Source organism: Desulfovibrio sp. MES5, from assembly GCF_002237645.1.
In the GTDB taxonomy this organism is placed as follows: domain Bacteria; phylum Desulfobacterota; class Desulfovibrionia; order Desulfovibrionales; family Desulfovibrionaceae; genus Desulfovibrio.
The window spans coordinates 1-13,124 of the sequence record NZ_MJUZ01000017.1 but is presented as its reverse complement, the minus strand read 5'-3'; the positions used below and the strand labels follow the sequence as shown (position 1 = coordinate 13,124).

9 protein-coding genes and 1 tRNA gene are annotated in these 13,124 nt (G+C 55.3%); 4 read left to right on the top strand and 6 right to left on the bottom strand.

The genetic code is table 11. From position 1 onward, the window contains the following. Positions 1-3: 3 nt before the first annotated feature. From ybaK to BCS36_RS05910, 4 genes are all read right to left on the bottom strand, one after another. Positions 4-498 carry a Cys-tRNA(Pro) deacylase gene (gene ybaK, locus BCS36_RS05925; RefSeq protein ID WP_291301989.1) on the bottom strand — a complete coding sequence of 165 codons (495 nt, stop codon included), beginning with the start codon at positions 496-498 and terminating at the stop codon, positions 4-6. 33 nt (positions 499-531) lie between these two features. After that, positions 532-2,583, bottom strand: a complete 2,052-nt coding sequence (locus BCS36_RS05920; protein ID WP_291301988.1) for an ATP-binding protein — start codon at positions 2,581-2,583, stop codon at positions 532-534. A 110-nt stretch (positions 2,584-2,693) separates the two neighbouring features. After that, positions 2,694-4,268: a dephospho-CoA kinase gene (gene coaE / locus BCS36_RS05915; protein WP_291301987.1), complete on the bottom strand. Its 1,575-nt coding sequence runs from the start codon at positions 4,266-4,268 to the stop codon at positions 2,694-2,696. Further along, positions 4,265-5,680: an NlpC/P60 family N-terminal domain-containing protein gene (locus BCS36_RS05910; RefSeq protein WP_291301986.1), complete on the bottom strand. Its 1,416-nt coding sequence runs from the start codon at positions 5,678-5,680 to the stop codon at positions 4,265-4,267. Before BCS36_RS05910 ends, coaE begins: the two co-directional genes overlap by 4 nt. Before the next feature lie 141 nt (positions 5,681-5,821). Here BCS36_RS05910 and BCS36_RS05905 point away from each other — a divergent pair. Next, positions 5,822-5,897, top strand: a tRNA-Glu gene (locus BCS36_RS05905). A 607-nt stretch (positions 5,898-6,504) separates the two neighbouring features. Here the strand turns inward: BCS36_RS05905 and BCS36_RS05900 are convergent. Then, on the bottom strand, positions 6,505-7,827 hold the full coding sequence (locus BCS36_RS05900) for an MFS transporter (RefSeq protein WP_291301985.1): 1,323 nt from the start codon (positions 7,825-7,827) through the stop codon (positions 6,505-6,507). 552 nt (positions 7,828-8,379) lie between these two features. Here BCS36_RS05900 and xsc point away from each other — a divergent pair. From xsc to BCS36_RS05885, 3 genes are all read left to right on the top strand, one after another. Then, positions 8,380-10,116, top strand: a complete 1,737-nt coding sequence (gene xsc, locus BCS36_RS05895; protein WP_291301984.1) for a sulfoacetaldehyde acetyltransferase — start codon at positions 8,380-8,382, stop codon at positions 10,114-10,116. A gap of 220 nt (positions 10,117-10,336) precedes the next feature. Then, the gene (locus tag BCS36_RS05890) at positions 10,337-11,779 is read left to right on the top strand and encodes a sigma 54-interacting transcriptional regulator (protein ID WP_291301983.1); all 1,443 of its coding nucleotides are present in this window, start codon (positions 10,337-10,339) and stop codon (positions 11,777-11,779) included. A gap of 32 nt (positions 11,780-11,811) precedes the next feature. After that, on the top strand, positions 11,812-12,228 hold the full coding sequence (locus BCS36_RS05885) for a heme-binding protein (protein WP_291301982.1): 417 nt from the start codon (positions 11,812-11,814) through the stop codon (positions 12,226-12,228). A 210-nt stretch (positions 12,229-12,438) separates the two neighbouring features. On the opposite strand, the gene BCS36_RS05880 is transcribed toward BCS36_RS05885, so the two are convergent. Beyond that, positions 12,439-12,771: a YnfA family protein gene (locus BCS36_RS05880; protein ID WP_367209245.1), complete on the bottom strand. Its 333-nt coding sequence runs from the start codon at positions 12,769-12,771 to the stop codon at positions 12,439-12,441. Positions 12,772-13,124 lie beyond the last annotated feature (353 nt).

The window sequence follows — 13,124 nt, the reverse complement described above, 5'->3', positions numbered from 1 at the left end:
CAACTATGCGCCGGGGTGGCGGGCCAGTTCAGCCACATCGCCGTTCACGGCCCGCACAAGGTCTTCGGGGTTCAGAAAAATCTGCACGCCGCGCAGCCCGGCGCTTACGTAGATGTGCGGATGCGCAAGGGCGCTGGCATCCAGGTATACGGGATAGTTTTTCTTGCCGCCCAGGGGGGAGCAGCCGCCGCGCACATAGCCTGTGAGGGGGCGCACGTCCTTGAGGGGAACCATTTCCACATGCTTGTTGGCCGAAGCGGCGGCCAAAGCCTTGAGATTCAGTTCGGCATCGGCGGGAATGCACGCCATAAGTACGCCTGTTTTGTCACCCCGCGCCACAAGGGTTTTGAATACAATATCCGGGGCGACCCCCAACTGGCGGGCCATGGCGACACCGGAGAGGTCGTTTTCGTCCACGGCGACCTGGTGCAGTGTATGGGCTATGCCCAGACTTTCCAGTTGCCGGGCGGCATTGGTTTTGCTGATTTTGGATGCCATTATTGTGTTACTGTGGCGGCTGGCGCGAAAGGGTCAGGGCAGGTTGAGCCAGTGAGCCAGTTTTTTTCGCAAAGCCGCCAGATTGACGGGTTTGGCAATGTGGTCGTTCATGCCGGAGCGCATGATTTCATCTACAGTTTCGGGCAGGGTTACGGCGGTCATGGCAATAATGGGCAGGGGTTTTTTGCCGATTTTCGCGTGTTTACGGATTTCCTTGGTGGCGCTCATGCCATCCATAACAGGCATATACACGTCCATAAGGACGGCGTCGTAAGAGCCTGCCAGAGCCATGCGCACGGCTTCGCGCCCGTTCTGGGCCAGATCGTGCTCAATGTTGAGGTGGCGCAGCATGGCCTTGGCAATTTCCTGATTGATCTCATTGTCTTCCACCAGAAGTATCCTGATATCCTGCGTGTTTTCCAGAGGCGGCACGTTGTGCGACTCATCATCTGTCTGGCAAAAAACATTACGGGCAGGCGCGCAGGGGATACACAGATGGAAGCGTGAACCGGTTCCGAGTTCGCTTTCACACCACAGGCTGCCCTTCATGAGCTCCGCTATGCGTTTGCAGATGGTCAACCCAAGCCCCGTGCCGCCAAAGCGGCGACTGATGCTGGAACTGGCCTGAGTGTACGGATCAAAAAGATGCTTCTGATATTCGCGGCTGATGCCCATGCCAGTGTCAGAAACCATAAAGTGCAGACTATCGCCTTCCCGGGTTTGCTCTCTGGTGATCCGCAGCCCCACGTTGCCTCTGGCCGTGAACTTGACGGCGTTGCTCATGAGGTTGAGCAGCACCTGTTTGAGCCTCAAGCCATCGCCCCAGAGCTTGAGGGGGACATCGTCCGCCAGTTCGCATTTGTACTCAAGTCCTTTTTGTTCCAGGGGAAAACGTATGGAGGTGTACACAAAGTCCAGAACTTCCTCGACCATGAAGTTGACGTTTTCCAGCACCATCTTGTTGGCCTCGATCTTTGAGAGATCAAGGATGTCATTGATGATGGCGAGCAGATTGGTGGAAGAAGAGCGGATTTTGAGCAGGTATTCTTTGAGTTCTCCGGCGGGGGTGCTTTGCAGGGCCAGGTGGGTCAGGCCGATGATGCCGTTGAGCGGCGTGCGTATTTCGTGGCTCATGTGGGCCAGAAACTCGCTTTTGGCCTGGGAGGCTATGACGGCAGACTGCTTTTCATGCCTGGTGCGCAGAATATCGGTGACGTCCGTGGCAATGGACAGGCGCACGAGTTTGTCGTTGTCCCAGCTGATGACCTTGTCCACTACAGAATAGGTGCGCTTGGACAGTTCATTCTGGTAGGTCCACTGATAGGGCTCGCTTGTTCCGCGAATGATGGCGTTGGTGCAGTAGGGGCATGGGCTGTCGCGGCCCATAAGTTTGCTGTAGCAGAAGTCGTTTTCAGGATCGTCCGAGTCGGGAAAATTTTCTTGCACGCTTTTGTTGGAAAACAGTATCTTGTTGGTCTCCATGTCGATAATGCAGACAGGATTGGAAAAAGCGTCAAGAATATCGCGCAGCTGCTTGTGTTTTAAACGCAGCTGGCTGTAAAGGCGAAAATGCGTCAGCACCATGGCCAGGATGTTGCCCAGCAGGTGGCAGATGCTGGTTTCTTCCAGCGTCCATTGCTGGTCGGGGGCGCGCCGGGCAAGGCAGAGGCCGCCGCAAAGCTGGCCTTCGTGCAAAATGGGTATGCAGAAGGCAGACCTGATCTGTCGGGCCTGAAAGTTCCTTTTTTGCGGCCCGTCGGGCAGATCTTCAACATCGGCAATACAAATGCTTCTGTGTTCGCTGAAGGCCTGCAGTATGGGGTCCATGTCGTCAAGCTCGGGCGGGAGCAGGCTGCAGGCCATACTCTGCAGGGAGCTTGTCCATACAAAAGGCTTTGCCCACTGGCCGTTGATATGCTCAACGAGGAGCACCTGGCCGCAGTGCAGGGTTTCGCCGATACTGGACAGGCTGGCCCGCAGGAAAGGTTCCTTGCGGTCGTGCAGGAGCGCTGAACTGGAAATTTCCAGTGCCAGAATCAAGGGATTGGCAAAAGGGCCGTCAGAGGCCTTGAAAGGGACTGACATGCGGCGCGCTCCAAAAAGGTTAGCAAATTCTCATGATAAGGAGTCAGCATATCCGCTTGGAGTAAGAATTGTCAATAAAAGAGGCTCTATGGAGCCGCTTTTGTTGAGGGTCAAATCCAAATCAAACTAAGGACCTGGAGCTGTTCTTGGCGCTTTTTTTGTTCATGCTTCTGTAATGTTTCAAGTAGACGTACTGCTTCGGCCTGCAGGTGGTGCAAATCTTCATCATTTTTTATCACTATGTCGCAGGCAGCCATCTTGCGTTCTTCAGACCATTGCCATGCCTCAATAGCGGCCATTTTTTCCTCATCCCATCCTCTGGCTTCTGTTGCGCGCGCGGTTCGCACGGGCAGAGGACAGGAGACGCCCACCGTCAGCGGCGGTGGAGAAAACAATTGTTGCCAGCCGCATTCGAAATACAGTGGAACTTCCGCAGCGGCCAACGGCGCGCCTGCCGCTTCCATGCGCCGCCAAAAATCCTCCAGAGCTTGCCGGGTCATGGCATGAACGGCTTGCTCCACATCGCGGCGCAACACCGTGTCTTGCCGCATGGCGGCCAGAAGCGCTTTTCTGTTTACAGAGCCGTCCGCCTCAAGCAGGCTGCCGCCGTGCAGGCGGCCAATCCACTGGCTGCCAGCGCCGCCAGGGGCGTAGAGGTCTGCCACAATTGCATCGGCGCTGACAACAGGCACGCCCATCTGGCCCAGAAGACCAGTAAGCGCAGACTTGCCGCTGCCGGGGTTGCCGGTAATAACCAGCCGCTGCATGCGCAGATTGGCTTTCAGGGCCGCATCGGGCATGTCCTGCGGCGGCGGACAGGCAAAGCTCATGGCTTCATTGCTGACAGGGTGGGCAAATGTCAGCCGCCATGCGTGCAGCATCTGGCGTGGAGCCATGGCTTGCACAGCTTTGGGAGCGTAGAGCCTGTCGCCCAGCAAGGGGTACCCCAGATGGGCCATGTGCACGCGTATCTGATGGGTGCGCCCGGTATGGATGCGCACGGCCAGCAATGAAACGCTGTTATCCTCCGTATGCCAGAGCCGCCGCCATTCCGTATGGGCGTTTCTGCCTCCCCTGTTTTCCGGAACAATCGCCATTTTTACCTTGGCCGTAGGGTGACGCCCTAAAGGTTCAAGGCATTGACCGCTTAAAGGAGGAAGCCCGGCCACAAGGGCCAGGTATTCCTTGTGAACCTGACGTTCTGCAAAAGCCTGGCTGAGGCTGAGCCGGTCAGTTTCGGTCAGGGCTACAACCAGCAGGCCGCTGGTATCCTTGTCCAGCCGGTGCACAATGCCAGGGCGTTGTCCTTCAATCTTACCCAGTTGTGGAAAACGTGCAAGCAGCCGTTGCACCAGCGTCTGTTCCGGGCAGGAGGGGCAGGGGTGCACGGTGAGGCCCGCAGGTTTGTTGCAAACCACCAGGTGCTCGTCCTGCCAGAGCACGTCCAGCTCTCCGTCTTCGGGCGCAAGCTGGCCCGATGCTTCCGGCAGCTGGAGCACAACCACTTGCCCGGTTTTCACCTTGGCTGCCGGTTTGGTCTCGATCTGGTCATCCACCGTGCAGTGGCCGGACTGAATGGCTTTCTGCAATGCCGCCCGCGACAGGTCGGGCTGCGCGGCGCTCAGTATGCGGTCAAGCCTCTGGCCTGCCTGCGCGGCAGTGATTTCCAGTTGCAGGCGGTTCACTGGAGCGTGTCCGCCGGGGTGGAAAGCGTGCGCAGTCTGTCCACAAAGGTTGTGCCCCTGTACAGGTTTTTCAGCTCGTCGCCTGGCGTGATGGATGTGACCACCGCCCGACCAACGACAAAGCGGGCGTTATTGTCATTGCCTTCTACCGTACGGACGCCCCATACATTATGGAAAATGGCAGGGCGGCCATTGTATTTGCCCACATAAAGCATGATATGCCCGCGCATGCCCACAAGGCTCAGGAAGGGCACGCCGTAGCGCATGATGGTTTCTTCTTTTTCTTTGGCCGTCATGCCCTCGAGAGAGTTGACGACTCCAACGCGGGCCTGACCGCCGGAGTTGCGCGGCAGCCAGATGCCGAATGGCGTGAACAGGTCGCGGGTGAGGGCAGAGCAGTCCCTTTCGCCAAACATGCCCCCCCAGCCATAGCGCTGGCCCATCATGACGTTGCCCACGGCGGCCACATTGTCCGGCGTCAGGGGCAAGGGGCGGGCAACAACGTCTGCGGTAGAAACGGTGACCGGAGCTGTACGGGCCATGCCATTGGCATCCTTGACCGGAGCCAGCAGGGTTACCGGGGGCGCGTCAGCCTTGCCGGCGACCACCGAGCCCTCGGCGGCGCCGCCAGCGAGCATGGGCAAGATTGTGCCTATGCTTACGCTCTGCTGTGCCGGGGCCGAAGCGCCATACTGGTTGGGCTGACCGGCAAGGGGGACGTTGTCGCGCACAATGGCCGCAAACGAGGCGTTGCGGTACAGAGAGGCGAAGCTGCTGTCCACAAGGGCCAGGTCTTCGGCGTCAACCCATCCGCCCGCAATGGGGCACTCCACAAAGTGCCATCTGCCATCGCTGGAGGTATGGGCAATAAGGACGGGCGTTCCGATGGGCAGCAAAGAATACTGAAAATAGTCAAAAGGATTGGCGCGTGGATCCGGAGTGGGCTCAGAAAAGCGCGTCAGGTGCGTGGGCATTTCCCTCAGGTCGGTATTGCGCACTGTAATGGCGGCCTGCGCCCGTGAAGGAAAATTCTTGAGGTTGGCGTTGCGGGCCATGGCGTCCCATTCCACCTGCGTCCAGCGTTCGCTGCCCTGTTTGTAGCCTCTGGCCTTGCCAAAAACGGCGGCCACGTCGCGCTTGCGCATGGATGTTTTGCGCATCTCCCAGGGGCCAAAGAAAATACGGTCAAAACGGGCTACCTGACGGTTCTGTTCATCCTGGGAAATGAGCCTTTTATTTTGCCCGGAATTTTTTGCGTAAACGTCAAGATTCTGCGGGAACTGGCGCAGATCGGCGATGGTGCCCATCCATGAGGGGGCTGTGCCGTCCCTGGGGGGGACGTTCTTGCCGCCACATGCGGCTGTCAGAAGCAGAAGAGATGCAAGAAAAAGCAGACGAAGGCGGGAAAACATGAAGGGTCCTCCGGGCGAAATTGAGCGGGAACATCCGGTCTTTTTTCACACTAACACTTCAAATATGTAATCGGCAACGCATTCTTTTTGGCGGGCCGCCGTATTGACATTGTTCCATTACCTTCATAAAAGAGTCTCGCTGTCACCATCGTCTATCCGGTTAGGACGGCGGCCTCTCAAGCCGCTAAGACGGGTTCAAATCCCGTTGGTGACGCCATATTAAATCAGGCGCTTACAGTTTTGACTGTAAGCGCCTTTTATTTTACTTGGCTCAAAATATAAAATTATAATTTGTGGCGGTTGGGGTTTTATTGAGCCAATGACTGCCCGAAACTGGCATGGCCTGTTGTGCTGTCCTTGATGAAGGGGCGTATTCGCCTTGACTGAACAGAATAGCTTAAAACAATCCTTGGTTATACGAATAGTGTTGTACTTCTTTTTGGATGTCGGCACAGTTATAATATTAAAAAAACCGTTAAAGGTTTGAAGGGCTGCGTTATAAACGATTTTTACACGTCAACATGATCACATGATAGCGTAATAATCCATTTTTGTGCTCTCGCGTATGCGCCGTCTCTCGCAGTCGTTGAAGCAATTTCAACGTTACATTGCCCAAGTTCACATGTCCAAACGTCGCCGCATCCTCTGTACCCGTCCACCAGGCTGTTCACCCTTCCTCAAACCACTGGATCTGCGTTTTCTCAGATCCGGCATGTCAAATGAGGTAAAGGGTGAACAGCCTGGTGGTGATCCGTGTAAATCAGCTGGCCCTTTTCAAACGTAAGGTAGTTTACAACAGGATACGTCGTCTGCGGGCAACGGGTTTATTCCATAGGAAGAGGTTCGATCTTGTTGTGGCGGATGCTGCCCAGCCAGACTGTGGCCAGCGCGCTGATGACGCCTGCTATCAAAAGATATCCGCACAGATACCAGGGTTGGGAGTCATTGGCCTGAACAAGAATAGTGGCAATCATCGGGGTTATGCCTGAAGCGAAAATTCCTGAAAACTGATAGACGAAGGAAATACTGGAGTAACGCACTGTGGGGTCAAACGCATCGGAGAAAAGGCTGGCCATACTTGCGTAGGCAGCCGAATAAATAACGCCAAGCGGGATGATGACCGCAGGGTAAACAAGAATAAAATTGGTATTGGAGTAGTGGTGCAGCACCCAAAAGGCCGGATAGGCAGCAACGCCCAGCAACAGGGCCGAGATGCCAAATATTTTACCCTTGCCAACGCGGCAGGCAAATGATCCCCAGAACGGGATGCAGCAGGCCATCACAAAGGCCGCGGCCATAACAACCGTCAAGGCCAAAGTGCGGGGCACCCCGCATGTCTGCGTCAGATAGGAAAGGGAGAACACCCCAAAGACGTTAAAAGCAATACCTTCCACAAAACGGGCGCCCATGCAGGCAAAAAGGGTTCTTGGGTAGCGCTTGAAAGCTGTAATCATAGGGTAGCGCACTTTTTCGACTTCTTTTTTAACAGCAGAAAAATCCTGAGTTTCTTCAACTGAATTACGAATATAGGCGCCAACAAAAACAAGGACGGCACTCAAAATAAACGCAATGCGCCAACCCCAGGCCAAAAAGTCCTCATTGGAAAGGGAATAGGACAGGAGCCCGATAATGCCTGTGGCCAGCATAAGGCCCAAAGGATTGCCAATCTGGGGCAGAGCGCCATAGAAGGCTCTTTTTTCCGCTGGGGCAGATTCAAAGGCCATAAGTACAGCGCCGCCCCATTCGCCGCCAAGACCTATGCCCTGGGCCAGACGGCAGGCGACCAGCAGAATCGGCGCCCATATTCCGATGCTGTCATATGAGGGGATGCAGCCAATGGCCACAGTGGCCACGCCCATAATTTCAAGAGTGATGATGAGCATTTTTTTGCGGCCAATCTTGTCGCCAAAATGGCCAAAAATAATGCCTCCCAATGGGCGGGCCACAAAGCCCACAGCAAAGGTGGCAAATGCCATGATGGTGCCCACGACAGGGCTGACCGCAGGAAAAAACAGCTTGTTGAAAACAATGCCCGCCACAACGCCGTACAAGAAAAAATCGTACCACTCAATAAGGGCCCCCACGATGGACGATAGTACAACGCGGCGCAGGTTTTTTTGAGCAGCATCACTGATTTGGGCGCTCATATTCCTCATCCTCCTTGTGTCCTCCCCGCACGATGCGGGCATAGTTACAATTTATTGAGATCCCCTTTGGCACAGCGAAACATTCTTCGATTTTCAAAAGTCGTGGTTGGCTGGTGTCGGAGGCCGCCAACCAATTCGAGAGCAAGGTCCATTTTGTGCAAATCAGCACAAAGCATGCCACATCATTAATCAACAATGATTGTTGCATATTGCAAGAAATCGTTCTGGAAAGTATCGCATGGGAGTAGGAATGTGTATGGAAGATTGGACATACTTTTTAGTATCGTCTTGATATCCAGACGATTTGTCTTGTCGGGTGCAAAGTGTCAGGGGGCCTTGGCTGCTTTCTGCGCGGGCACAGTGCGCTTATTGAAATAAAAAAGTATTCATATCTATCTTAATTATAATAATTTATTTTATTTGATGGGAGGGCGGGCACAGGGTTGGATCAGTATTTGCTCAAGCCAGTATGAAAAATCAGGTTTACAGATCGTAATCTGATTGAACACGGCATCGTGCGTCCCATGCTGCAACCCTATAAGGAGTATTCAAATGCCCAAGATGACACCCAGTGAAGCCATGACTGAAGTCCTGGTTCAGGAAGGGGTTACCCATGTGAGCGGCATCCTCGGTTCCGCTTTTATGGATATGCTGGATCTCTATCCCGCTGCTGGTATTGACTTTATTTCTGTACGCCACGAACAGACCGCTGGGCATATGGAAGACGCCTACAGCCGTCTGACCGGCAGGGCGGGAGTGGTCATCGGTCAGAATGGCCCTGGCATCACCAACTATGTGACAGCCGTGGCTACAGCCAACATGGCGCATTCGCCCATGGTGGTGCTTTCTCCCAGTGCCGGCAGTATTTCTGTGGGGTGGGATGGTTTTCAGGAATGCGACACGTGGAATCTTTTCAAACCCATCACCAAGGCGGCGTTCCGGGTGCCGCACCCCAAGCGCGCCGCCGATATAATGCGCACGGCCTTTAGAGCGGCATATGCCATGCGCGGTCCTGTTCTTGTTGATATTCCGCGCGATTATTTCTATGGCGAGATTGATGAAGAAATTTTGCATCCTTCCCAGTATCGGGTGGCTCCCGGCGGCATAGGCAAGCCTGAGCATTTTGCCGCCGCTGTGGAGGTTTTGAAAAATGCCAAGCATCCCGTGATCCTGGCTGGACGCGGTGTGGTGGACGCCGACTGCGTGGGAACCATCAAGATGCTGGCCGAATTCCTTGGCGCGCCCGTTGCCACCACCTATATGCACAACGATGCATTCCCTTGCGACCATCCCCTGTGGCTGGGCCCCATCGGCTACATGGGCTCCAAGGCGGCCATGCGCACCATCCGTGACGCTGATGTGGTTTTGGCTGTGGGAACCCGCCTTTCGTATTTCGGCACGCTGCCGCAAGACGATATCAACTATTTTCATAAGGATCTCAAAATTGTGCAGGTGGACATCAATCCCATGCACATTGCCAAAACCCACCCCGTGGCTGTGGGGCTCTGCGCAGACGCCAAGGACGCCTCCGATGAACTCTTTCAGCGCCTCAAGGCCAGTATGGCCCCAGCCCGCGATCTGACCAGCATCTGCAACAAGGTAAAGGCTGAACTGGACGTCTGGTATGCCGAAATAGCCCAGATATCCGAAGAGCCCACCCTGGAAGGACGCATGCACCCGCGCAAGGCATTGGAGGTGGTGGGCAGGTTCATCACGGAGCACGATGTCATTGCCACTACCGACATCGGCAATACATCCTCCACGGCCAACAGCTATTTGAGGTTCAAAAATCCCAAAAGGCATGTGGCCACCCTTACCTTCGGCAATACGGGGTTTGCCTACCAGGCGGGCCTCGGCGCGCAACTGGCCTGCCCGGAAGAGACCGTGCTTTCAATCGCTGGCGACGGCGCGTGGGGCATGAGCCTTTTTGAAGTGCCCACGGCAGTGCAATATAATTTGCCTGTTATCGCTACTGTTTATAATAACGGTGCATGGTGCGCTGAAAAGAAAAATCAGGTGGATTTTTACAATAACCGTTTTGTAGGGGCCGACATCTGGTCAAAATCCTATGCCAAAATTGGCGAGGCCATGGGCGCTGACGGGTATACCGTCAACACGCAGACGGATCTGGCCAATGCCCTTGAAACTGCCAGACAAAAGCGCCGCCCGGCTGTTATTGAAATCATGACTGACGGCACCCGCCTTGCGCCGCCGTTCCGGCGTGATGCCCTGGCGCTTCCCACACGCTATTTGCCCAAGTACGAACATCTGGACAAAAAGTATTTTTAGCGGATTGACGGACTTTTGAAAAAGACAGGAGCCGCTACAGTCCGTAGCGGCTCCTGCCCCGGGCATGCAGGCATTGAAGCACGACGAGATGGAATCCTATGGAAGAGATGGGAAGATGCGGGTATAACCCTCCTATCGCATATTCGCGCATACAGAGTATACTTGCTCTGTTGTCCCCTTTGGATATGGCTGATGCGCACGGCCAACACGAGGAGTGCCCATGTCAAAAAAACTGCCCCCCTTTGATCTGGACCTTGAGTTTGTCCTGAATTCCCTGACGACAGGAATATTTATTTGTGACAGTGATCTTTACGTGCGCTTTATGAATCAGGCCTATGCCGACTATCTGGGCTTTACCCGCGATCAGATTGTGGGGCGGCGCATTACAGATTTCATACCCGACAGTCGCGCCCCGCAGGTGATTGAGCACGGCAAGCCCGAACTGGGCAATATATGCAGAGTCAAAGGTAAGGATTGCGAACGATGCATTGTGGTTAACCGTATCCCGTTCAAGACGGGCGATGGTTCGACAGGCATGATTTCCCAAGCGCTTTTCAATTCGCACGAAGAACTGGGGGAAACGCATAAAAGACTGGAAGATCTGGATAAAAAAATTTCCGTCTATGCCAAGAAGATCAAGAGCGCGCTTTCTTCACGCTACAGCCTGCAATCCATTATCGGCGAAAGCGAAACTATCCGCCGCTATAAGAACATGCTGAGCCGTTTTGCGCGAACGGGTTCTCCCGTTTTGATCCTCGGCCCCACGGGCGTGGGAAAGGAACTGACTGCCGGAGCTCTTCACTGCGAGAGTGACCGCCGCGAGGGGCCTTTTGTCTGCATTAACTGCGCGGCCATTCCCAAGGAGCTTTTTGAATCCGAACTCTTTGGATATTCGCCCGGCGCTTTCTCGGGGGCGCATAAGGATGGCAAGGTCGGCCAACTGGAACTGGCCGACAACGGCACGCTTTTTCTTGATGAAATAGGCGACACCCCCTTGGCGGTGCAAAGCAAACTCTTGCGCGTGCTGGAAAATGGCAGCTTTTGCCGCGTGGGTTCAACCAAGCAGCGCTCGGCCAATTTTCGGCTTGTTGCGGCCACTAACCGGGATCTCAAGGGGATGATGTCCGAAGGGCATTTCAGGGAGGATTTGTACTACCGCATCAGCCCTCTGATACTCAATGTTCCCCCTTTGAATCAACGGCGTGAAGACATCCCCCTGCTGACCCGGCACCTTCTGGAGCGCATGAACCGTACCGAGGTGCGCATTACAGAAACGGCCATGCAGGCCCTGATGGCCTATTCCTGGCCGGGCAATGTGCGGGAACTGCGCAATATTCTGATCAGAGCCCTGAGCTTGTGCAATCACGATACTATAGGCGCAGCGGACCTGCCTCTGGATATCCGCAACGAAAGAAGCGCCGCCCAGCTCGAATGGGGACTGAACGCGGAAGCAGCCGCCACCCGGCAGGTTGAATCCCCCAGGGAGCCAGGGGGTTCACAGCAGAGCGATCTTGCCCGCAACATTGCTGAAAGCGAAGCGCATTTGATCACCCGCGCCTTGGAAGAACAGCGATGGAATGTGACCAAGGCAGCGAAGTATCTTTGTATTTCTCGTGCGACTCTTTATGAAAAAATGAAAAAGCACGGCATTGCCAAGAAATGAGCCGAAGCCGTATCCCGTGAAGGAGGTCCCTTATGCATCAAACGTTGCCCGCCAGTAACCTGCTTGATCTAATGGGAAAAGTTGAAAACGAGGCTGGCCAAGGCCCCCCCGTTTGCGTGGCTGTTGTTAATGCCAGCGGCAAGCTTGCGGCCTTTTGGGGAATGGACGGCACCCCCGACAGGGTGGTGACCATTGCACAAAACAAGGCCTATACAGCCATGCGTATGGGAACAAGCACAAAGGCCTTTCGGGAAAGATTGCAGCGCGAACAGCTTGCCGCCTCGGATTTTTGCGATACTTCCCTGACGCCCCTGGAAGGAGGGATACCGCTTATGGGCGTCAACGGCCGGTGCATCGGCGGGCTTGGCGTCAGCGGTAGAAAAACCAGTGACGATCACGATCTGGCCGTGCGCCTGACGGACATCCTGCAGCGTGCTCTGGCGGACTGATCTGTCTCAAGCCAGTGCACGGCCGTCTGGCGGCGTGCGCCATTGACGCTCCATCCCGCCTTGTGATCATGAGCGGGCCGCCCTTGAGAACACAGCAGGTCAGCTAGGGACATATTCGCAAAGCGTGCATCACGCCGGGTATGGCCTGCACCAGCCCGAGCACGCCGCTCCACGCCTTCGCCACGGCCTGCTGCGCCTGTGGAATAAGATTCAGGCAGGGCTGCCCCAGCCGGAAACAATGATGAGCATGCCAGCAAGAGCCACTGCGCCGCCCAGCATGTCAGTTGTTGAAAGGGGCACTCCGTCAACAAACTTGAGCCATGAAAGGGCCGTGGCGACATACACGCAGCCGTATGCCGCGTATACGCGCCCACTGGCCGCCGGGTGCATGGTCAGCAGCCATGCGAATACGGCAAGACTCAGCGCAGCCGGGACAAGCAGCCAGGGGGAACCACCCTTGCGCAGCCATACATAGGGCAGATAGCAGCCCACAATTTCAGCAATGGCCGTTACCACAAACAGAAAAAAAGTTTTCAGGATCATGCGTTTCTTTACGGTGTTTTGCGCGCTGCGCGGTTGGTGGAACCCCTCGGCGGGCAGCATGACAGAATGCGGGGCAATGGTCGAGAGCCGCAGGGTTTCGCAGGCCTGTGCTGGCGTGAGGAAATGCCGGTGCCACCCGCCGTGCTCAAAACTTAAAGACATGCCCACAGGCGTTTGCGCTAAAGACGGGCGCATGGTGCGGCGTGCCTGCCCCTTTGAGAAGGCGTGATCCAAAAAAAACCTGTCTTTGCCTCTCCACTTCAGATCAGAACACTTGTTGCGCCATAGTAAAAGGTGACAAAAGTTTTAGGGGGTGGGGGCGTGGGGGAGGGACCCTTTTGCAAAAGGGTCCC

Bases quoted from the DNA above. Each gene is read 5' to 3' on its own strand.
- ybaK (WP_291301989.1), bottom strand. From the start codon at position 498: ATGGCATCCAAAATCAGCAAAACCAATGCCGCCCGGCAACTGGAAAGT.
- BCS36_RS05920 (WP_291301988.1), bottom strand. From the start codon at position 2,583: ATGTCAGTCCCTTTCAAGGCCTCTGACGGCCCTTTTGCCAATCCCTTG.
- BCS36_RS05910 (WP_291301986.1), bottom strand. From the start codon at position 5,680: ATGTTTTCCCGCCTTCGTCTGCTTTTTCTTGCATCTCTTCTGCTTCTG.
- BCS36_RS05900 (WP_291301985.1), bottom strand. From the start codon at position 7,827: ATGAGCGCCCAAATCAGTGATGCTGCTCAAAAAAACCTGCGCCGCGTT.
- xsc (WP_291301984.1), top strand. From the start codon at position 8,380: ATGCCCAAGATGACACCCAGTGAAGCCATGACTGAAGTCCTGGTTCAG.
- BCS36_RS05890 (WP_291301983.1), top strand. From the start codon at position 10,337: ATGTCAAAAAAACTGCCCCCCTTTGATCTGGACCTTGAGTTTGTCCTG.
- BCS36_RS05885 (WP_291301982.1), top strand. From the start codon at position 11,812: ATGCATCAAACGTTGCCCGCCAGTAACCTGCTTGATCTAATGGGAAAA.
- BCS36_RS05880 (WP_367209245.1), bottom strand. From the start codon at position 12,771: ATGATCCTGAAAACTTTTTTTCTGTTTGTGGTAACGGCCATTGCTGAA.